We start from the raw sequence: 18,341 nt of genomic DNA, 5'->3' as shown, positions 1-18,341 counted from the left end.
GCCCATTCGCGGAAACTCCGATTTGCGCCCCAGACAAGCCCTGCTCTTTTTGCTGCTCGTCTCGCTACTGAGCGGCTGCACTTCTCTCGCCGTACATCACGAGCCGAGCCAGGCATTGCCGGCGACGGACTCTGCGTTTGGTCGTTCGATCCAGGCACAGGCTGCGGCGTATCAGGGCCGCTCCGGGTTCCGCCTGCTACCCAACAGCAGTGAAGCCTTCATGGCGCGTGCCGAGCTGATTCGCAATGCGCAATGCGCAAAGCAGCCTCGACTTGCAGTACTACATCGTCCACGACGGTGTCAGCACACGGTTGCTGGCGGCAGAGCTGCTCAAGGCCGCCGACCGCGGTGTGCGCATACGCATTCTGCTCGACGACACCACCAGCGATGGCCTGGACCAGATCATCGCCACCCTTGCTGCGCATCCGCAGATTCAGGTTCGCCTGTTCAACCCACTGCACCTGGGCCGCAGCACCGGACTGACCCGCACGATGGGGCGCCTGTTCAGCCTGTCACTTCAGCATCGGCGCATGCACAACAAGCTGTGGCTGGCGGACAACAGCGCAGCCATTGTCGGTGGCCGTAATCTGGGCGACGAGTACTTCGACGCCGAGCCCGACCTGAATTTCACCGACATCGACATGCTCAGCATCGGCCCGGTGGCCGAACAGCTCGGGCACAGTTTCGATCAGTACTGGAACAGCGCACTGAGCAAACCGATCGATGAGTTTGTCTCGAGCACACCCACGGCAAAGGATCTGGCCAACACCCGACTGCGGTTGAAAGAGTCGCTGGAAGACTCCCGCCAACAGAACCATGCGCTGTACCAGCAACTGAAGATTTACCAGACCCATCCACGCCTGAATGTCTGGCGGCGCGAATTGATCTGGGCCTGGAACCAGGCACTGTGGGACGCACCGAGCAAGGTGCTGGCCAAGGACGAGCCAGATCCGCAACTGCTGCTGACCACTCAACTCGCGCCCGAACTACAAGGCGTCAGCAAAGAACTGATCATGATCTCGGCCTATTTCGTCCCCGGCCAGACGGGGCTGGTCTACCTGACGGGACGCGCGGATGTCGGGGTTTCAGTCAGCTTGCTGACCAACTCCCTGGAAGCCACCGACGTGCCGGCCGTACACGGTGGTTACGCGCCGTACCGCAGGGCTTTGCTGGAACATGGCGTGAAGTTGTTCGAGTTGCGCCGCCAGCCCGGCGAGCATGGCGGCAGTGGCCCGAACTTGTTCCACAGCGCCGCCTCCCGAGGCTCAGATTCAAGCCTGCACAGCAAAGCGATGATTTTTGACCGGCAAAAGGCGTTTATCGGCTCGTTCAATTTCGATCCGCGCTCGGTGCTCTGGAACACTGAAGTCGGGGTGCTGGTAGACAGCCCGGAACTCGCCGAACGGGTGCGTGAACTGGCCCTGCAAGGTATGTCGCCGGCCCTGAGTTATCAGGCACAGCTGGAGAATGGCCAGGTCGTGTGGGTCACGGAAGACAATGGCGAGTTACACACATTGACCGGCGAACCGGGGAGCTGGTGGCGGCATTTCAATGCCTGGCTCAGCAATTCAGTGGGGCTGGAGCGGATGCTCTAGAAAACATCCCGGTCAGGTGGCGCGACTTACATTGCCAAGATCGCAGCCTGCGGCAGCTCCTACAGACAGACATCGGCGTAGGAGCTGCCGCAGGCTGCGATCTTTTTGCCGCACCCACGGTTGTACTTCCTACAGTTTGATCCAGGTCGCCTTCAGCTCGGTGTACTTGTCGAACGCGTGCAGCGACTTGTCACGGCCGTTGCCCGACTGCTTGAAACCACCAAACGGCGCAGTCATGTCGCCGCCATCGTATTGGTTGACCCACACGCTGCCGGCACGCAGGGCCTTCGCGGTCAGGTGACCCTTGGAAATATCCGACGTCCAGACTGCAGCAGCCAGGCCATACGGCGTGTCGTTGGCGATCTGAATTGCTTCCTCGGCGCTGTCGAAGGTGATGACCGATAGCACCGGGCCAAAAATCTCCTCCTGGGCGATCTTCATGGCGTTGCTCACGCCATCGAAAATCGTCGGCTCAACGTAGGTGCCACCGGTTTCCTGAAGAACCCGCTTGCCGCCCGCCACCAGTTTGGCGCCGTCGGTGTGACCGGACTCGATGTAGGACAGCACGGTGTTCATCTGTTGCGTGTCGACCAGCGCGCCGACGTTGGTGGCCGGATCCAGCGGATTGCCCGGTTTCCAGGCTTTCAGGGCCTCGATCACCAGCGGCAGGAACGTGTCCTTGATCGAACGCTCGACCAGCAGACGCGAACCGGCGGTGCAGACTTCGCCCTGGTTGAACGAGATGGCACCAGCAGCCGATTCAGCCGCAGCTTGCAGGTCCGGTGCGTCGGCAAACACGATGTTCGGGCTCTTGCCGCCGGCTTCGAGCCAGACGCGCTTCATGTTCGATTCGCCGGAATAAATCATCAGTTGCTTGGCGATCTTGGTCGAACCGGTGAACACCAGCGTGTCGACGTCCATGTGCAAGGCCAGCGCCTTGCCGACGGTGTGACCGTAGCCTGGCAGCACGTTCAGCACACCTTTCGGGATACCGGCTTCAACGGCCAGCGCCGCGATGCGGATGGCGGTCAGCGGGGATTTTTCAGACGGTTTGAGGATCACCGAGTTACCGGTGGACAGCGCCGGGCCGAGTTTCCAGCAGGCCATCATCAGCGGGAAGTTCCACGGCACGATGGCACCAACCACACCCACTGGCTCACGGGTCACCAGACCCAGTTGGTCGTGTGGGGTAGCGGCCACTTCGTCGTAGATCTTGTCGATGGCTTCACCGCTCCAGCTCAGCGCTTGCGCCGCGCCCGGAACGTCGATGTACAGGGAGTCGCTGATCGGCTTGCCCATGTCCAGGGTTTCAAGCAGCGCGAGCTCTTCGGCGTGCTGCTTGAGCAAGCCGGCGAAACGAATCATGGTGGCTTTGCGTTTGGCCGGCGCCAGACGCGACCAGACGCCCGAGTTGAACGTGGTGCGGGCGTTTTCTACGGCGCGCTGGGCGTCGGCGGCGTCACAGCTGGCGATCTTGCCCAGCAGACGGCCATCGACAGGGCTAATGCACTCAAAGGTCTCGCCGGAGACGGCTGCGGTGTATTCGCCATTGATGTAGGCGCGGCCTTCGATTTTCAGATCGCTGGCGCGCTGTTCCCAGTCGGCACGAGTCAGGGTGGTCATACGAGAGTCCTCCTCTTATTGAATACGAGCGCCACGCGATCTACGCAGGCACCTTCAGGAATTCTGCCCCGCCAGCCTACACAAATCGGCCCAAGGCACCTGCCACCCTAAACCAGCGGCCCCTCATGTTTCAATATATTTGACACAAGACCGGAAAACGGCCTTGCGATGTTCATTTTAATAAACATAGACTTTGGCTTTTCCAGCAATCACGGGGGGATTACAAGAATGAGCATCCAGGACATCGTCGACTTCAACCAGGCCACCACACCCGCCGAGCGTTACCGCCCGGACGCCGCAAAAGTCCTCAAGGGCGACCCCGAGCAAGCCGTCTACAACCACTACAACAGCCCTTGCGGTCAGTTGAACGCGGGCGTGTGGGAAGGGGAAGTCGGGCAATGGATGGTGAACTTCACTGAACACGAATACTGCGAAATCATGCAGGGGGTTTCGGTGCTGCGTGACAGCGACGGCAACGCCAAGACCCTGCGCGCGGGCGATCGCTTTGTCATCCCGGCCGGCTTCAAAGGCACCTGGGAAGTGCTGGAGCCATGCCGCAAAATCTACGTGGCGTTTGAACAGAAGTCCTGAGGCTTTTCTGACCACAACAAAAAAGGCCCGTATCTCGCGATACGGGCCTTTTTCTCAAGAGGGAAAAATCAATTACTTGATTTTGCCTTCTTTGTAGATCACGTGCTTGCGAACAACCGGATCAAATTTCTTGATCTCGATTTTGTCCGGAGTAGTGCGCTTGTTCTTGTCGGTAGTGTAGAAGTGACCAGTACCGGCGCTCGAGATCAAACGAATCAATTCACGCATGATTATCTCCCTTAGATCTTGCCAGCTTTGCGGATTTCGGCCAGCACGACAGTGATGCCACGCTTGTCGATGATACGCATGCCTTTGGCGGATACGCGCAGACGCACAAAACGTTTCTCTTCTTCAACCCAGAAGCGGTGATGCTGCAGGTTCGGCAGGAAACGACGACGGGTTTTGTTGTTTGCGTGGGAAATGTTATTCCCAGTCACCGGACCCTTACCGGTAACTTGACAGACTCTCGACATGCCTCAGCCCTCTAAAACCACATGCCCAACCCGGCATGGGTTGGCCGCTTAATCTCTCAGTCATTTGGCGCCAGGCGCCGCGTTTCTTTAAGGGTCTTACCGGCTACACCTACAGTGAAGGAACCGGGCCCCTAGAAAAGAGCGCTGCTTTATACCAGAAAGACCCCATAGCAACAACTATCGGTGTGAACAGACTTTTCAAAATCCCCGGTTTTACGGCGCCAGACGCCTTGAACAAAGGCTGTCGATGGCCGCGACCGCTCGTCGCAGAGTACCGACATCCACGTCCGCACAGACGATTTTCAGGTGCAAACCTACTCTGATTAGCCCTGCACGGGGGGTAATACAGCGCAAATTTTGCCCAAAAAACCAGCCGGACGCACGCCACAAAGTGAAAAAGGGGATAGTCATTTGTAAAAGAGCCCACTAGGGTAAGCCTTTTCCAGACTGCACTTGCAGATGGGCCTTCGATCTGCACAGGAATTCACGCATGCGCCTCGCTGCCCTACCGCTGTTGCTCGCCCCACTTTTGCTGAGCCCATTGGCCCAGGCTGCCGCGTTAAGCGTCTGCACCGAGGCCAGTCCGGAAGGATTCGATGTCGTTCAATACAACTCGCTGACCACCACCAACGCCTCGGCCGATGTGCTGATGAATCGTCTGGTCGATTTCGACACCGCCAGCGGCAAAGTCGTCGCCAGCCTGGCCGACAGCTGGGAAGTGTCAACCGACGGCCTGACCTACGTCTTCAAGCTGCACCCCCAAGTGAAATTCCACCACACCGAGTACTTCAGCCCCACTCGCGACCTGAGCGCCGAAGACGTGAAGTTCAGCTTCGACCGCATGCTCGACCCGGCCCACCCTTGGCACCCGGTAGCTCAAAGCGGCTTCCCTCACGCCCAATCGATGCAGTTGCCCGCGCTGATCAAGAAGATCGACGCGCTGGACCCGCTGACCGTGCGCTTTACCCTGGACCACCCCGACTCGACCTTCCTTGCCACCCTGAGCATGGGTTTTGCCTCGATCTACTCGGCTGAGTATGCCGACCAGTTGCTCAAGGCCGGCACGCCCGAGAAGCTCAACAGTCAGCCAATCGGCAGTGGCCCGTTCATCTTCGGGCGCTTCCAGAAAGATGCGTCGATTCGCTACAAGGCCAACCGCGACTACTTTGCCGGTAAACCGGCGGTGGACAGCCTGGTGTTCGCCATCACCCCGGACGCCAACGTGCGCTTGCAAAAACTGCGGCGCAACGAGTGCCAGATCGCCCTGTCGCCCAAACCACTGGACGTGCAGGCCGCCGCCCAGGAGCCGACCCTGAAGATCGAGAGCACACCGGCGTTCATGACCGCGTTCGTGGCCATCAACAGTCAGCATCCGCCGCTGGACAAGCCCGAAGTCCGCCAGGCGATCAATCTCGCCTTCGACAAGGCCAACTACCTCAAGGCCGTTTTCGAAGACACCGCGCAAGCCGCCAACGGTCCATACCCGCCCAACACCTGGAGCTACGCCAAGGACCTGCCGGGCTATCCAAAAGACATCGCCAAGGCTCGCGCATTGCTGGCCAAGGTCGGGCTCAAGGAGGGTTTTAAAACCACGATCTGGACCCGCCCTTCCGGCAGCCTGCTCAACCCAAACCCAAGCCTTGGCGCCCAGTTGTTGCAGGCGGACCTGGCTGAAATAGGGATTCAGGCTGAAATCCGGGTGATTGAATGGGGCGAGCTGATCCGTCGCGCCAAGGCCGGTGAACACGATCTGCTGTTCATGGGCTGGGCCGGCGACAACGGTGACCCGGATAACTTCCTCACGCCGCAGTTCTCCTGCGCTGCGGTCAACTCCGGGACCAACTTCGCCCGCTACTGCGACCAAGGCCTGGACAAGGTCATCAGCGCCGGCAAGACCACCACCGAACAAGGCGTGCGCAGCAAGCTTTACGAACAGGCCCAGACGCAGATCCAGCAACAGGCGCTGTGGCTGCCACTGGCGCACCCGACCGCTTACGCGCTGACGCGCAAGGAAGTTCAGGGCTACCAGGTCAGCCCGTTCGGCCGTCAGGATTACTCGAAGGTCAGCCTGAAATAGCCCGAAACTACATCCACCCGTACTCGACCATCGACAGCGGATCGCCGTCGCCGACGATGAAATGGTCGAGTACCCGCACATCAACCAGGTCCAGCGCCTCTTGCAGGCGCTTGGTCAGCGCTCGATCCGCCTGACTGGGTTCGGCACTCCCTGACGGATGGTTGTGGCACAGGATCAGCGCAGCGGCGTTGTGCGCCAGTGCACGCTTGACCACCTGACGCGGGTAGACGCTGGCACTGTCGATCGAGCCGCGAAACAGTATCTCGAATGCCAGCACACGATGCCGGGAGTCCAGAAACAGGCAACCGAACACCTCATGAGGCTCATGGCGCAACATTGCCTTCAGGTAATTGCGCACGTCAATCGGGCTCTTGAGCACCGAGTCGCGACGCAAGCGTTCCGCCAAATGCCGCCGCGCCATCTCCAGTACGGCCTGTAATTGGGCGAACTTCGCAGGGCCGAGCCCAAGCTGACTACCGAACGTCTGCTGGTCTGCCTCCAGCAACGTGCGCAGGCTGCCAAATTGATGCAACAGGTGTCGCGCCAGATCGACCGCACTTTTGCCGGTTACCCCGGTGCGTAGAAAGATGGCCAGCAATTCGGCGTCCGAAAGACTCGCCGAACCTTGCTCCAAAAGCTTCTCCCGCGGTCGCTCCGCCGCCGGCCAATCGCGAATGCTCATAGCACCTCCATGTGTGTGGGCGCCGCTGTTCCGTAGCGGTCGCTGTGATATCGTAGCCCATCTTTTTTGCGGGCGAATTCACCTTGGGGAGGGGGGTTCGCCACGTAGTCATCAACGAATTGAAAGGCAGGCCTATGCAGCGGCTGTATCGGAAACGCATCGTTCTCGGCGTCGGCGGTGGCATTGCCGCCTACAAGAGCGCCGAGCTGGTTCGCCGACTCATCGACCAGGGCGCCGAAGTGCGCGTGGTCATGACCCGCGGCGGCAGCGAGTTCATCACCCCGCTGACCATGCAGGCACTCTCCGGGCACCCGGTCCACCTGGACCTGCTGGACCCGGCGGCCGAAGCTGCGATGGGCCACATCGAGCTGGCCAAGTGGGCCGACCTGGTGCTGATCGCCCCGGCCACCGCTGACCTGATCGCGCGCTTGGCCCAGGGCATCGCCAACGACCTGCTGACCACCCTGGTGCTGGCCACCGACGCCACCGTGGCGCTGGCACCGGCGATGAACCAGGCCATGTGGCGCGACCCGGCCACCCAGGCCAACACCCAATTGCTCGAAAGCCGTGGCTTCAAGGTCTTCGGCCCGGCGTCCGGCAGCCAGGCCTGCGGCGACGTCGGCATGGGCCGCATGCTCGAAGCCAACGACCTGGCGCAGTGCGCTGCCGATTGCTTTCAGCGTCAGGCGCTGACCGGCAAACACGTGCTGATCACCGCCGGCCCGACCCAGGAAAACATCGACCCGGTGCGCTACATCACCAACCACAGCTCCGGGAAAATGGGCTTTGCCCTGGCCGAAGCGGCAGTTGAGGCCGGCGCCCGAGTGACCTTGATCACTGGCCCCGTGCACTTGCCGACCCCGGATCGCGTCACCCGGATCGACGTGGTCAGCGCGCGCGACATGCTCGCCGCCTGCGAAGCCGCAATCCCTTGCGACCTGTTCATTGCCTCTGCTGCGGTCGCGGACTATCGCCCGGAAGTCGTTGCCCCACAAAAACTCAAGAAAGACCCTACGAACGGCGACGGCTTGCTGCTGCAAATGGTCCGTAACCCAGACATACTGGCGACCATTGCCACGCGCCCCGACCGTCCGTTCAGTGTCGGTTTCGCCGCCGAAACCGAACACTTGCTCGACTACGCTGCACGCAAACTGAAAGACAAAAACCTCGACCTGATCGTCGCCAACGACGTGGCCAACCCGAGCATTGGCTTCAACAGTGAGGAAAACGCCTGCAGCGTGATCGACCGTGAGTTGCACGCAACACTCTTCGCCCAGACCAGCAAGGGCAAAATCGCCCGCCAACTGATCACTTTTATCGCCGAACGTCTGAACCAGGTTTAACTCGCATGCACGCTTTACAAGCCAAGATCCTCGACCCACGCATTGGCCGCGAATTCCCGCTGCCGCAGTACGCCACGCCAGGCTCCGCTGGCCTCGACCTGCGGGCGATGCTGGAACAGGACACCGTCATCAAGCCGGGTGAAACCCTGCTGATCCCGACCGGTCTGTCGGTGTACATCGGCGATCCGGGCCTTGCCGCGCTGATCCTGCCGCGCTCGGGCCTGGGCCATAAGCACGGCATCGTGCTGGGCAACCTGGTCGGGCTGATCGACTCCGATTACCAAGGGCCGCTGATGGTTTCCTGCTGGAACCGCGGCCAGACCGACTTCAACATTGTGGTCGGCGAACGCCTTGCCCAACTGGTGTTGGTGCCAGTGGTTCAGGCGCACTTCGAACTGGTTCAAGAGTTCGACGAAACCCAGCGTGGCGCCGGTGGTTTCGGCCATTCCGGTACCAAATGACCCGGTAGAAACGCTAAGCCCCGTGGGAGCTGCCGAAGGCTGCGATCTTTTGATCTTAAAAACGAAAATCAAAAGATCGCAGCCTTCGGCAGCTCCTACAGGGGAAGCGGGAGCAAGCTCCCTCGCCACAAATTTTATGCAGACTCACCTGCAAGGTTCATCGTGAAAATCAAGGCATCGGCCGGCTTTCAGAGGTGTCATAGCCTTTTCGCACCACGAACTCTCTGCCAAAAACACCGTCATACCCTTCAGTTTGATCCCGCTGGCGAACAGTTCGTCGGCCCGTCCAGCAACCGTTGAGTTGGAGCAGCCCCAGCAATGAGCAACGCAGCCCGAGTCGCACCGACCTTCCCCGACAGCATCTTTCGCGCCTACGACATTCGTGGCGTCGTCCCGGAAACCCTGACGGCTGAAACCGCTTACTGGATCGGTCGCGCCATTGGTTCCGAAACGCTTGCCAAGGGTGAGCCGAACATCTCTGTGGGGCGTGACGGTCGCCTGTCTGGCCCGGAATTGGTCGAGCCGTTGATTCAGGGCCTGCACGACAGCGGCTGCCACGTCAGCGACGTCGGCCTGGTGCCAACCCCGGCGCTCTATTACGCGGCCAACGTGCTGGCCGGCACGTCCGGCGTGATGCTCACCGGCAGCCATAACCCGTCGAACTACAACGGTTTTAAAATCGTTATTGCTGGCGACACCCTGGCCAACGAACAGATTCAGGCCCTGCACGAACGCCTGAAAACCAACAACCTGAGCAGCGGCAAAGGCAGCATCACCAAGGTCGAGATCCTCGATCGCTACACCACCGAAATCGTCCAGAACATCACACTCGCCCGCCGCCTGAAAGTGGTGGTCGATTGCGGTAACGGCGCCGCTGGCGTTATCGCGCCTCAGCTGATCGAAGCGCTGAACTGCGAAGTCATCCCGCTGTTCTGCGAAGTCGACGGTAACTTCCCGAACCACCATCCGGATCCGGGCAAGCCTGAGAACCTGGTGGACCTGATCGCCAAGGTCAAGGAAACCAACGCCGACCTGGGCCTGGCCTTCGACGGCGATGGCGACCGCGTGGGCGTGGTGACCAATACTGGCGACATCGTCTTCCCGGACCGCCTGCTGATGCTCTTTGCGAAAGACGTGCTGGCACGCAACCCGGACGCCGAGATCATCTTCGACGTCAAATGCACGCGTCGCCTGACCCCGCTGATCAAGGAATACGGCGGTCGCCCACTTATGTGGAAAACCGGTCATTCGTTGATCAAAAAGAAGATGAAACAAACCGGTGCCCTGCTCGCAGGCGAAATGAGCGGGCATATCTTTTTCAAGGAGCGCTGGTTCGGTTTCGATGACGGTATTTACAGCGCCGCGCGGCTGCTGGAGATCCTCAGCCAGGAAAAATCCAGCGCGCAGGAGCTGTTCGAGACCTTCCCGAATGATATTTCTACGCCGGAAATCAATATCCATGTGACCGAAGAGAGCAAATTCAGCATCATTGATGCACTGCACGATGCCCGCTGGGGCGAAGGCGCCGAACTGACCACCATCGACGGTGTGCGAGTCGACTACGCCAAAGGCTGGGGCCTGGTTCGCGCGTCCAATACCACACCGGTGCTGGTCCTGCGTTTCGAGGCCGACAACGACGCCGAACTGCAGCGCATCAAGGACGTGTTCCACGCCCAACTGAAACGTGTTGCACCTGACCTCCTACTACCATTTTGATTTTTTGAAGCGCCTTTTATTGAAGTGCCGGAGCCCCGAATGACCCTCGAACGCGAAGCCGCCGCCAACACCGCCAAGGTCCTGTCCGAAGCGCTGCCTTACATTCGCCGCTATGTCGGCAAGACCCTGGTGATCAAATACGGCGGCAACGCGATGGAAAGCGAGGAGCTGAAAACCGGCTTCGCCCGCGACATCGTGCTGATGAAAGCCGTGGGCATTAACCCGGTAGTGGTTCACGGTGGCGGCCCGCAAATCGGCGACCTGCTCAAGCGCCTGTCGATCGAGAGCCACTTCATCGATGGCATGCGCGTCACTGACGCCCAGACCATGGACGTGGTGGAAATGGTCCTCGGCGGCCAAGTGAACAAGGACATCGTCAACCTGATCAACCGCCATGGCGGCAGCGCCATCGGCCTGACCGGGAAAGACGCCGAGCTGATTCGCGCGAAAAAACTCACCGTCACCCGCCAGACGCCAGAGATGACCCAGCCGGAAATCATCGACATCGGCCAGGTGGGCGAAGTGGTCGGCATCAACACTGACCTGCTGAACCTGTTGGTCAAAGGCGACTTCATCCCGGTGATCGCGCCAATCGGTGTCGGCGCCAACGGCGAGTCGTACAACATCAACGCCGACCTGGTAGCCGGCAAGGTCGCTGAAGCGCTGAAAGCTGAAAAGCTGATGCTGCTGACCAACATCGCCGGTCTGATGGATAAAACAGGCAAGGTGCTCACCGGCCTGAGCACCCAGCAGGTCGACGAATTGATTGCCGATGGCACCATCTACGGCGGCATGCTGCCGAAGATCCGTTGCGCGCTGGAAGCCGTACAGGGCGGCGTCGGCAGCTCGCTGATCATCGATGGCCGGGTGCCGAATGCGATTCTGCTGGAAATCTTCACCGACACCGGAGTGGGCACCCTGATCAGCAACCGCAAGCGTCACTGAGTCAAAACCTTAAAAAGATCGCAGCCTGCGGCAGCTCCGATAGAGGATTTTCGAATGTCCGAAAAACCCGTAGGAGCTGACGAAGTCTGCATTCTTTTTGTTCGCGTCGGAAACGCCCGGCCGGACTTAGCGAAACGTCCGACATCGCGCACGAATCAATCTACATAGGATCCTCCCTGAGCCCACAGGAGATCTACCCATGCAAAAAGAACACGTTCCCTACGGCAGTGATGTTTCGGCCGGCAGTTACTCATGCGCAGACTGCGGACACAAATACTCCAATCAGTCGAAGACTTCGCTTCCACCCTGCCCCAATTACACTCCGAGCACTCACACGCTCAACGGCTGGAACATCCTGTCGGGACGAGGCGATGCGATAGGCGATCCGTATCCGAGCAGACCCGGTCATTGACCAAAGCAGAGCGTGAATCGCAGCCAATCAAAAAAGGCCCTGTTTTCACAGGGCCTTTTCTATCTAGACGCCGAACTGTGCTCGGTAGGCTTCAACTGCCGGCAGGTGTTGTTTGAGCTGCGGATCATCGGCGAGGTATTCCAGCACCTGATTCAGCGAAACAATGCTGATCACCGGGATACCGAAGTCACGCTCCACTTCCTGGATCGCCGACAGCTCACCGTTGCCACGCTCCTGACGGTTCAGGGCGATCAGCACGCCAGCGGCCTTCGCACCGTCCTGGGAAGCGATGATCTGCATCACTTCACGGATTGCGGTACCGGCAGTGATCACGTCGTCGATGATCAGCACTTCGCCGGTCAGCGGCGCGCCGACCAGGCTGCCGCCTTCGCCGTGGGCCTTGGCTTCCTTGCGGTTGAAGCACCATGGCAGATCGCGGTCATGGTGCTCAGCCAGCGCTACGGCGGTAGTCGCCGCCAAAGGAATGCCTTTGTACGCAGGACCAAAGAGCACGTCGAACGCAATGCCGCTCTCGACAATGGCTGCCGCATAGAAACGACCCAGCTGCGCCAGCGCAGAACCTGAGTTGAAAAGGCCGGCATTGAAGAAGTAAGGACTGGTACGCCCGGACTTCAGGGTGAACTCACCGAAGCGCAAAACGCCACGATCGATGGCAAAACGAATGAAGTCGCGCTGATACGCTTGCATGAAAAAAACCCCAAATACCACGGATTTAGCTAATTAGGTAGACGCCGTGTATCATACACGCACGCGATTTTTGGGGCCATTTATGCGGATCATCAGTGTGAACGTCAATGGTATTCAGGCTGCAGTCGAGCGTGGTTTGCTCAGTTGGCTGCAAGCACAGAATGCCGACGTCATCTGCCTGCAGGACACCCGCGCCTCCGCCTTTGAACTGGACGATCCAGCCTTCCAACTGGATGGCTACTTCCTTTATGCCTGCGATGCCGAAGTTCCCGCCCAAGGTGGCGTGGCTTTGTACTCGCGGTTGCAACCGAAGGCTGTCATCAGCGGTCTCGGCTTCGAGACGGCCGACCGCTACGGGCGCTACCTGCAAGCCGATTTCGACAAGGTCAGCATCGCGACCTTGCTGCTCCCTTCGGGGCAGAACGGCGATGAAGACTTGAACCAGAAGTTCAAGCTAATGGACGACTTCGCCCGTTATCTGGATAAACAGCGGCGCAAACGTCGCGAGTACATTTATTGTGGCTCGCTGTACGTGGCGCAACAGAAGCTGGATATCAAGAACTGGCGCGACAGCCAGCAATCCCCGGGCTTCCTGGCGCCAGAGCGTGCCTGGATGGACGAGATTGTCGGCAACATGGGCTATGTCGATGCCCTGCGTGAAGTCAGCCGCGAAGGCGATCAGTACAGCTGGTGGCCAGACAACGAACAGGCGGAGATGCTCAACCTGGGCTGGCGTTTCGACTACCAACTGCTGACCCCGGGCCTGCGCCGCTTTGTACGCAGCGCACGCTTGCCACGTCAGCCGCGGTTCTCGCAACACGCACCGCTGATCGTGGACTACGACTGGACGCTGACGATCTAAGCGTCTTTTCGCAGACACAAAGAACCGGCATCGCGCTGGCTGTGTGAAACCTGGCAGCCTGCCAACCGGTTAAAAAAATGCCCGTATCGCAAGATACGGGCATTTTTCATGCGTCAGTGAACATGACCCGAACCTCAAGCCACTGCAAAGAACGGTAGCGCAAGGTACAGTTTGATCACGATGACATTAATGATGTCGATGAAGAACGCACCCACCATGGGCACCACGAGAAACGCTATCTGCGAAGGCCCGTAGCGCTGCGTCACCGCCTGCATGTTGGCGATGGCCGTGGGTGTGGCACCCAGCCCAAAACCGCAATGCCCTGCCGCCAACACCGCCGCATCGTAGTTGCTGCCCATGACCCTGAACGTCACGAAAATCGCAAAGAGCGCCATGACCAACGCTTGCGCAGCCAGGATGATGAAGATCGGCAAGGCCAGCGCTGCCAGATCCCACAGCTTGAGCGACATCAAGGCAATCGCCAGAAACAGCGACAGGCTTACATTGCCCAGCACCGAGACTTCACGCTCGAATACCTGATACAAGCCCAACGCTGAAAGCCCGTTGCGTAAAACCACACCCACGAACAAGACGCACACGAACGTCGGCAACTCAAGGACAGTTCCTTGCAGCAAGCCATTCAGAAGATTGCCGGCCAATAAGCTGACTGCGATCAGAGCCAGTGTTTCGATAAACGAAAATGGCGTAATCGAGCGCTCTTTGTTCGGCTGCTCAAAGCCCTTTGGCAACCGTGGCGTTTCCTGAGGGTGGCAGCCGGGTGCTTGAACACGCTTGATCAGCAGCCGAGCGACCGGACCACCAATCAAACCACCTAACACCAGGCCAAACGTCGCAGAGGCAATTGCAAGCTCGGAGGCAGAGGCCAAGCCGTACTGCTCACTGAACACCGCCCCCCATGCAGCACCTGTACCGTGACCGCCCGACAAGGTAATCGAGCCTGTCAGCAGGCCCATCAAAGGATCGAGCCCCAGCACTTTTGCGAGGCCAATGCCCATGGCATTCTGGACGATCAGTAGTCCGGCCACCGCCAGCAGAAAAACGCCTACTACGCGACCGCCTTTCTTCAGGCTGGCGAAGTCCGCACTCAAGCCGATGGTGGCAAAAAAAGCCAACATCAACGGCGTCTGCAATGAAGTATCGAAGCGGACTTCAATATCAAAAGTTCGCAATACCAGGAGAACCAGGGCAACCAACAGGCCACCGGCCACCGGCTCAGGGATATTGTAATTACGTAGAAAACCAACACGTGTAACAAGTCCGCGCCCCAGCAAAAGCACCAGGGAAGCGGCCACAAGCGTTCCATAAAAATCGAGCTGAATCATTGGAATTATTCTTGGCTATATATATTCAGAGGCGCACTTTTTACCTGCGCACGCCTCTTGAATCGGCTGAGTGTCTCAACACTGATTGCTTGAAATTCAAGGACCTTCGATGGCTTGAATATGTCGAAATATTTCTTAGGGAATATGACGTGGGGCAACTCTATCAACCGTAAAGTCTCATTGCCAAGGACATAGCCGATGCTGAGGCATTGCAGTTGTGACTAAAGATGTAAGCGTGATATTTGATAAAGACATGTGGCATTTGGTTATCGCGGATATCACACGCTAGAAAATTTAATTGAGTTGTAAAAATACAAATGCCCTGACAAGTCAGGGCATTTGTTTTAAAGCGTCCAATGTAGGAGCGGGCGTGCTCGCGAATGCGCCGTGTCAGGCGACAATGGCATGGTGAAGACCGTTGCTCCCACAGGGGAAATCAGCATTGACCGTTACTTGATCAACCGCCAAGTGAACGGATAGCGATACAGCTGCCCTTCATTGGCTTTTACCCCGGCGATGATCGTCAGCACCAGCGCACCGATGGCCACCAGGCCAAACAGAAAGAAACCGATCACCACCACCATCAGCAACAGGCAGATCGCCGAAGCAATGGCCACGCTAATCTGAAAGTTCAGCGCCTCCTTGCCCTGGTCATCGATGAACGGGTCCATCTCGCGCTTCAGTTGCCAGAGGATCAGCGGCCCGATCAGTGAACCGAACGGCACCCAGATCCCCAGCAAGGCCGAGAGATGGCAGAACATGGCCCACTGACGAACCTCACGGCTCGGCACTGGCAGCGGAAGTTGCTCATCACTCATGACGCTCTCCTTGCTGGACATCGGAACCTGGACATCAAAACAATCAGTCGGCCAACGCAGCTTTTTGCAGATCGAAAATTTCGGTCATGCCTTTTTTCGCCAGCTCCAGCATCGCGTTCAGCTCTTCAGGCTGGAACGGCGCGCCTTCAGCGGTGCCCTGCACTTCGATGAAACCACCGGTGCTGGTCATCACCACGTTCAGGTCAGTCTCGGCAGCCGAATCTTCCAGGTAGTCCAGATCCAGCACTGGTTCGCCCTGGTACATGCCCACGGACACTGCAGCAATCATCTGCTTGAGCGGGTCACCGCCTTTCAGGCCGCCGCGCTTCTTGATCACTTTCAAGGCGTCGACCAGCGCAACCATGGCACCGGTGATCGAGGCAGTACGCGTCCCGCCATCGGCCTGGATCACGTCGCAGTCGACGTACAGGGTCACGTCGCCCAGCTTGGACATGTCCAGCGCAGCGCGCAAAGAGCGACCAATCAGACGCTGGATCTCGAGCGTACGGCCGCCTTGCTTGCCACGGCTCGCTTCACGCTGGTTACGCTCGCCAGTGGCGCGCGGCAGCATGCCGTATTCAGCGGTCAGCCAGCCTTGGCCCTGACCCTTGAGGAAGCGCGGCACACCGTTTTCGACGCTGACGGTGCAGATCACTTTGGTATCACCGAACTCGACCAGTACAGATCCCTCGGCGTGTTTGGTGTAGTTGCGGGTGATGCGGATCGAGCGGAGCTGATCGGCAGCGCGACCACTTGGACGTTTCATAGAGGAACACCTGTACGGAGGACGGAAATCTGCCGAGCATTATAGGGCGACCAGGCGCGGCTGGGCACTTCTAAAAAACCCGGGCGACGAGCGAGGGCTCTGAACCGCGCTCTGCGACGACCTGCAGCGCTTTGTCACACGCGCCATTTGGGAGCATCCGCCGCACTGCGCTACAATCCTGCGCCTTTACAGCCTGTGGGCTTTAATTCATCTAATCAGGTCCGTTGAGCCCGCAGGGTTCGGCGCCGGCCTGAATCGCGAGGTACCTCCATGGTGCACAGCATGACCGCCTTCGCCCGCGTCGAAAAAGCCGGCAGCCAGGGCACCCTGAGCTGGGAGCTGCGCTCGGTCAACAGCCGCTACCTGGAACCGCACCTGCGCCTGCCAGAGTCCTTTCGCGACCTCGAAGGCAACGTGCGCGAAGCACTGCGCCAAGGCCTGTCGCGTGGCAAACTCGAATGCACCCTGCGCTTCACCGAAGAAACCACCGGCAAACCGCTGCAAGTCGATCGTGAGCGCGCCGCGCAACTGGTCGCCGCCGCCGAAACCGTCGCCAGCCTGATCAAGAACCCGGCCGCCCTGAACCCGCTGGAAGTGTTGGCCTGGCCTGGCGTGCTGGTCGCCGACGCAAGCGACCCGCAAGCGCTCAATGCCGAGGCGCTGGGCCTGTTCAATGAAGGCCTCAAGGAACTCAAGGCGGGCCGCGAGCGCGAAGGTGCGGAGCTGGCCCGACTGATCAACGAGCGCCTGACGTCGATTGAAGAAGACGTGGTGACCCTGCGCGAACTGGTTCCGCAGATGCTCGCCACCCAGCGCCAGAAGGTGCTCGACCGCTTTGCCGACATGAAGGCCGAGCTCGACCCGCAGCGCCTGGAACAGGAAATGGTCATGCTCGCGCAAAAGAGCGACGTCGCCGAAGAACTGGACCGCCTGAGCACTCACATCATCGAAGTTCGCCGCGTGCTCAAGTCCGGCGGCGCTGCCGGTCGGCGCCTCGACTTCCTGATGCAGGAGCTCAATCGCGAAGCCAATACACTGGGCTCCAAAGCCTTCGACCCGCGCAGCACCCAGGCTGCGGTCAACCTCAAAGTGTTGATCGAGCAGATGCGCGAACAAGTGCAGAACATTGAGTAAGGCTACCCCGACATGACCCACAGCACCGGCACCCTTTACATCATTTCCGCCCCTTCGGGCGCGGGCAAGAGCAGCCTGGTCAAGGCCCTGACCGACGCTGATCAGGCGATCCGCGTCTCCGTTTCCCACACCACCCGCGCCATGCGCCCCGGTGAAGTGAACGGCGTGAACTATCACTTCGTCGACCGCAGCGAGTTCGTGAAGATGATCGAACACGGGGATTTCCTCGAGCGCGCCGAAGTCTTCGGCAATCTCTACGGCACCTCGCAAAGCCACTTGCAGCAGACCCTGGATGAAGGTCACGACCTGATTCTGGAAATCGATTGGCAAGGCGCCGAGCAAGTGCGCAAGTTGATGCCGCAAGCGCGCTCGATCTTCATTCTGCCGCCGTCCTTGCAGGCCTTGCACCAGCGCCTGACCAATCGCGGCCAGGACAGCGACGAAATCATCGAAGGCCGGATGCGTGAAGCGGTCAGCGAGATGAGCCACTACGTCGACTACGACTACCTGATCATCAATGACGATTTCGCCCACGCACTGCACGACTTGAAGGCGATTTTTCGTGCCAATCAGCTGCATCAGAAGCGTCAGCAGCAGCGCAACGGAAAACTTTTAGCTGAATTGCTCGGCTAAACAGCTCTTCCCAAAACTGCTGCAAGGGCTTTACATTGGTGCTTGCAGCGCGTTGAAGGGCTTGGTTAAAAAATCAGCGCTTCCCTAATCGCTGGTGATTTTTTAAACTGTTGAGTCCGCTCGCCCAACCGGGCAGCGCGCATATTGCATTCGCTCCGA

General features: G+C 59.2%; 16 protein-coding genes and 2 pseudogenes. 10 read left to right on the top strand and 8 right to left on the bottom strand.

Going from position 1 to position 18,341, the window contains the following annotated elements; genetic code table 11:
- The first annotated feature begins 22 nt into the window (after positions 1 to 22).
- Positions 23 to 1,595: pseudogene (locus BLL42_RS14990) on the top strand (phospholipase D family protein).
- A 129-nt stretch (positions 1,596 to 1,724) separates the two neighbouring features.
- Here BLL42_RS14990 and BLL42_RS14985 read toward each other — a convergent pair.
- Entirely contained in the window at positions 1,725 to 3,218 is a 1,494-nt protein-coding gene (locus tag BLL42_RS14985; RefSeq protein ID WP_071552798.1) for an aldehyde dehydrogenase, read from the bottom strand.
- 228 nt (positions 3,219 to 3,446) lie between these two features.
- Between BLL42_RS14985 and BLL42_RS14980 the strand changes: the two genes are divergently transcribed.
- Positions 3,447 to 3,809, top strand: coding sequence for a cupin domain-containing protein (locus tag BLL42_RS14980; protein ID WP_071552797.1), 363 nt, complete (start codon positions 3,447 to 3,449; stop codon positions 3,807 to 3,809).
- 72 nt (positions 3,810 to 3,881) lie between these two features.
- On the opposite strand, the gene rpmG is transcribed toward BLL42_RS14980, so the two are convergent.
- Positions 3,882 to 4,037, bottom strand: coding sequence for a 50S ribosomal protein L33 (gene rpmG, locus BLL42_RS14975; protein WP_007894709.1), 156 nt, complete (start codon positions 4,035 to 4,037; stop codon positions 3,882 to 3,884).
- An 11-nt stretch (positions 4,038 to 4,048) separates the two neighbouring features.
- Positions 4,049 to 4,282, bottom strand: a complete 234-nt coding sequence (gene rpmB, locus BLL42_RS14970; RefSeq protein ID WP_007894701.1) for a 50S ribosomal protein L28 — start codon at positions 4,280 to 4,282, stop codon at positions 4,049 to 4,051.
- Between the two features lie 490 nt (positions 4,283 to 4,772).
- Between rpmB and BLL42_RS14965 the strand changes: the two genes are divergently transcribed.
- On the top strand, positions 4,773 to 6,359 hold the full coding sequence (locus tag BLL42_RS14965) for an ABC transporter substrate-binding protein (RefSeq protein WP_071552796.1): 1,587 nt from the start codon (positions 4,773 to 4,775) through the stop codon (positions 6,357 to 6,359).
- A gap of 7 nt (positions 6,360 to 6,366) precedes the next feature.
- Here BLL42_RS14965 and radC read toward each other — a convergent pair whose 3' ends face one another.
- Positions 6,367 to 7,041, bottom strand: coding sequence for a RadC family protein (gene radC / locus BLL42_RS14960; RefSeq protein WP_071552795.1), 675 nt, complete (start codon positions 7,039 to 7,041; stop codon positions 6,367 to 6,369).
- A gap of 134 nt (positions 7,042 to 7,175) precedes the next feature.
- Here radC and coaBC point away from each other — a divergent pair, with 134 nt between their 5' ends.
- The 4 genes and pseudogenes from coaBC (at position 7,176) to argB (ending at position 11,506) form a co-directional block, all read left to right on the top strand.
- Positions 7,176 to 8,384, top strand: a complete 1,209-nt coding sequence (gene coaBC, locus BLL42_RS14955) for a bifunctional phosphopantothenoylcysteine decarboxylase/phosphopantothenate--cysteine ligase CoaBC (protein WP_071552794.1) — start codon at positions 7,176 to 7,178, stop codon at positions 8,382 to 8,384.
- 5 nt (positions 8,385 to 8,389) lie between these two features.
- The gene (gene dut, locus BLL42_RS14950) at positions 8,390 to 8,845 is read left to right on the top strand and encodes a dUTP diphosphatase (protein WP_071552793.1); all 456 of its coding nucleotides are present in this window, start codon (positions 8,390 to 8,392) and stop codon (positions 8,843 to 8,845) included.
- A 312-nt stretch (positions 8,846 to 9,157) separates the two neighbouring features.
- A pseudogene (locus BLL42_RS14945) lies at positions 9,158 to 10,561 on the top strand (phosphomannomutase/phosphoglucomutase); the annotation flags it as partial.
- Positions 10,562 to 10,600: 39 nt separating this feature from the next.
- Entirely contained in the window at positions 10,601 to 11,506 is a 906-nt protein-coding gene (argB, locus tag BLL42_RS14940; RefSeq protein WP_071552791.1) for an acetylglutamate kinase, read from the top strand.
- 475 nt (positions 11,507 to 11,981) lie between these two features.
- On the opposite strand, the gene pyrE is transcribed toward argB, so the two are convergent.
- Positions 11,982 to 12,626 (bottom strand): orotate phosphoribosyltransferase, encoded by a 645-nt coding sequence (gene pyrE, locus BLL42_RS14930; protein WP_071552789.1) that lies wholly within the window; start codon positions 12,624 to 12,626, stop codon positions 11,982 to 11,984.
- Positions 12,627 to 12,708: 82 nt separating this feature from the next.
- Between pyrE and crc the strand changes: the two genes are divergently transcribed.
- On the top strand, positions 12,709 to 13,488 hold the full coding sequence (gene crc, locus BLL42_RS14925) for a catabolite repression control protein Crc (RefSeq protein WP_003176915.1): 780 nt from the start codon (positions 12,709 to 12,711) through the stop codon (positions 13,486 to 13,488).
- Positions 13,489 to 13,622: 134 nt separating this feature from the next.
- Here crc and gltS read toward each other — a convergent pair whose 3' ends face one another.
- From gltS to rph, 3 genes are all read right to left on the bottom strand, one after another.
- Complete coding sequence (gene gltS / locus BLL42_RS14920) at positions 13,623 to 14,831, bottom strand: sodium/glutamate symporter (protein WP_071552788.1); 1,209 nt, start codon at positions 14,829 to 14,831, stop codon at positions 13,623 to 13,625.
- A 449-nt stretch (positions 14,832 to 15,280) separates the two neighbouring features.
- Positions 15,281 to 15,649 carry a DUF4870 domain-containing protein gene (locus BLL42_RS14915; RefSeq protein WP_019694276.1) on the bottom strand — a complete coding sequence of 123 codons (369 nt, stop codon included), beginning with the start codon at positions 15,647 to 15,649 and terminating at the stop codon, positions 15,281 to 15,283.
- 43 nt (positions 15,650 to 15,692) lie between these two features.
- Complete coding sequence (gene rph, locus BLL42_RS14910) at positions 15,693 to 16,415, bottom strand: ribonuclease PH (protein WP_071552787.1); 723 nt, start codon at positions 16,413 to 16,415, stop codon at positions 15,693 to 15,695.
- 270 nt (positions 16,416 to 16,685) lie between these two features.
- Here rph and BLL42_RS14905 point away from each other — a divergent pair, with 270 nt between their 5' ends.
- Complete coding sequence (locus BLL42_RS14905) at positions 16,686 to 17,549, top strand: YicC/YloC family endoribonuclease (protein ID WP_071552786.1); 864 nt, start codon at positions 16,686 to 16,688, stop codon at positions 17,547 to 17,549.
- 12 nt (positions 17,550 to 17,561) lie between these two features.
- Positions 17,562 to 18,182, top strand: coding sequence for a guanylate kinase (gene gmk, locus BLL42_RS14900; protein WP_071552785.1), 621 nt, complete (start codon positions 17,562 to 17,564; stop codon positions 18,180 to 18,182).
- Positions 18,183 to 18,341: the final 159 nt, after the last annotated feature.

Source organism: Pseudomonas frederiksbergensis (genome assembly GCF_001874645.1).
GTDB lineage: Bacteria > Pseudomonadota > Gammaproteobacteria > Pseudomonadales > Pseudomonadaceae > Aquipseudomonas > Aquipseudomonas frederiksbergensis_B.
This window is presented reverse-complemented; position numbering and strand designations above follow the sequence as displayed.

Coding starts and splice junctions, on each gene's coding strand:
- BLL42_RS14985 (WP_071552798.1), bottom strand. CDS start 3,218: ATGACCACCCTGACTCGTGCCGACTGGGAACAGCGCGCCAGCGATCTG.
- BLL42_RS14980 (WP_071552797.1), top strand. CDS start 3,447: ATGAGCATCCAGGACATCGTCGACTTCAACCAGGCCACCACACCCGCC.
- rpmG (WP_007894709.1), bottom strand. CDS start 4,037: ATGCGTGAATTGATTCGTTTGATCTCGAGCGCCGGTACTGGTCACTTC.
- rpmB (WP_007894701.1), bottom strand. CDS start 4,282: ATGTCGAGAGTCTGTCAAGTTACCGGTAAGGGTCCGGTGACTGGGAAT.
- BLL42_RS14965 (WP_071552796.1), top strand. CDS start 4,773: ATGCGCCTCGCTGCCCTACCGCTGTTGCTCGCCCCACTTTTGCTGAGC.
- radC (WP_071552795.1), bottom strand. CDS start 7,041: ATGAGCATTCGCGATTGGCCGGCGGCGGAGCGACCGCGGGAGAAGCTT.
- coaBC (WP_071552794.1), top strand. CDS start 7,176: ATGCAGCGGCTGTATCGGAAACGCATCGTTCTCGGCGTCGGCGGTGGC.
- dut (WP_071552793.1), top strand. CDS start 8,390: ATGCACGCTTTACAAGCCAAGATCCTCGACCCACGCATTGGCCGCGAA.
- argB (WP_071552791.1), top strand. CDS start 10,601: ATGACCCTCGAACGCGAAGCCGCCGCCAACACCGCCAAGGTCCTGTCC.
- pyrE (WP_071552789.1), bottom strand. CDS start 12,626: ATGCAAGCGTATCAGCGCGACTTCATTCGTTTTGCCATCGATCGTGGC.
- crc (WP_003176915.1), top strand. CDS start 12,709: ATGCGGATCATCAGTGTGAACGTCAATGGTATTCAGGCTGCAGTCGAG.
- gltS (WP_071552788.1), bottom strand. CDS start 14,831: ATGATTCAGCTCGATTTTTATGGAACGCTTGTGGCCGCTTCCCTGGTG.
- BLL42_RS14915 (WP_019694276.1), bottom strand. CDS start 15,649: ATGAGTGATGAGCAACTTCCGCTGCCAGTGCCGAGCCGTGAGGTTCGT.
- rph (WP_071552787.1), bottom strand. CDS start 16,415: ATGAAACGTCCAAGTGGTCGCGCTGCCGATCAGCTCCGCTCGATCCGC.
- BLL42_RS14905 (WP_071552786.1), top strand. CDS start 16,686: ATGGTGCACAGCATGACCGCCTTCGCCCGCGTCGAAAAAGCCGGCAGC.
- gmk (WP_071552785.1), top strand. CDS start 17,562: ATGACCCACAGCACCGGCACCCTTTACATCATTTCCGCCCCTTCGGGC.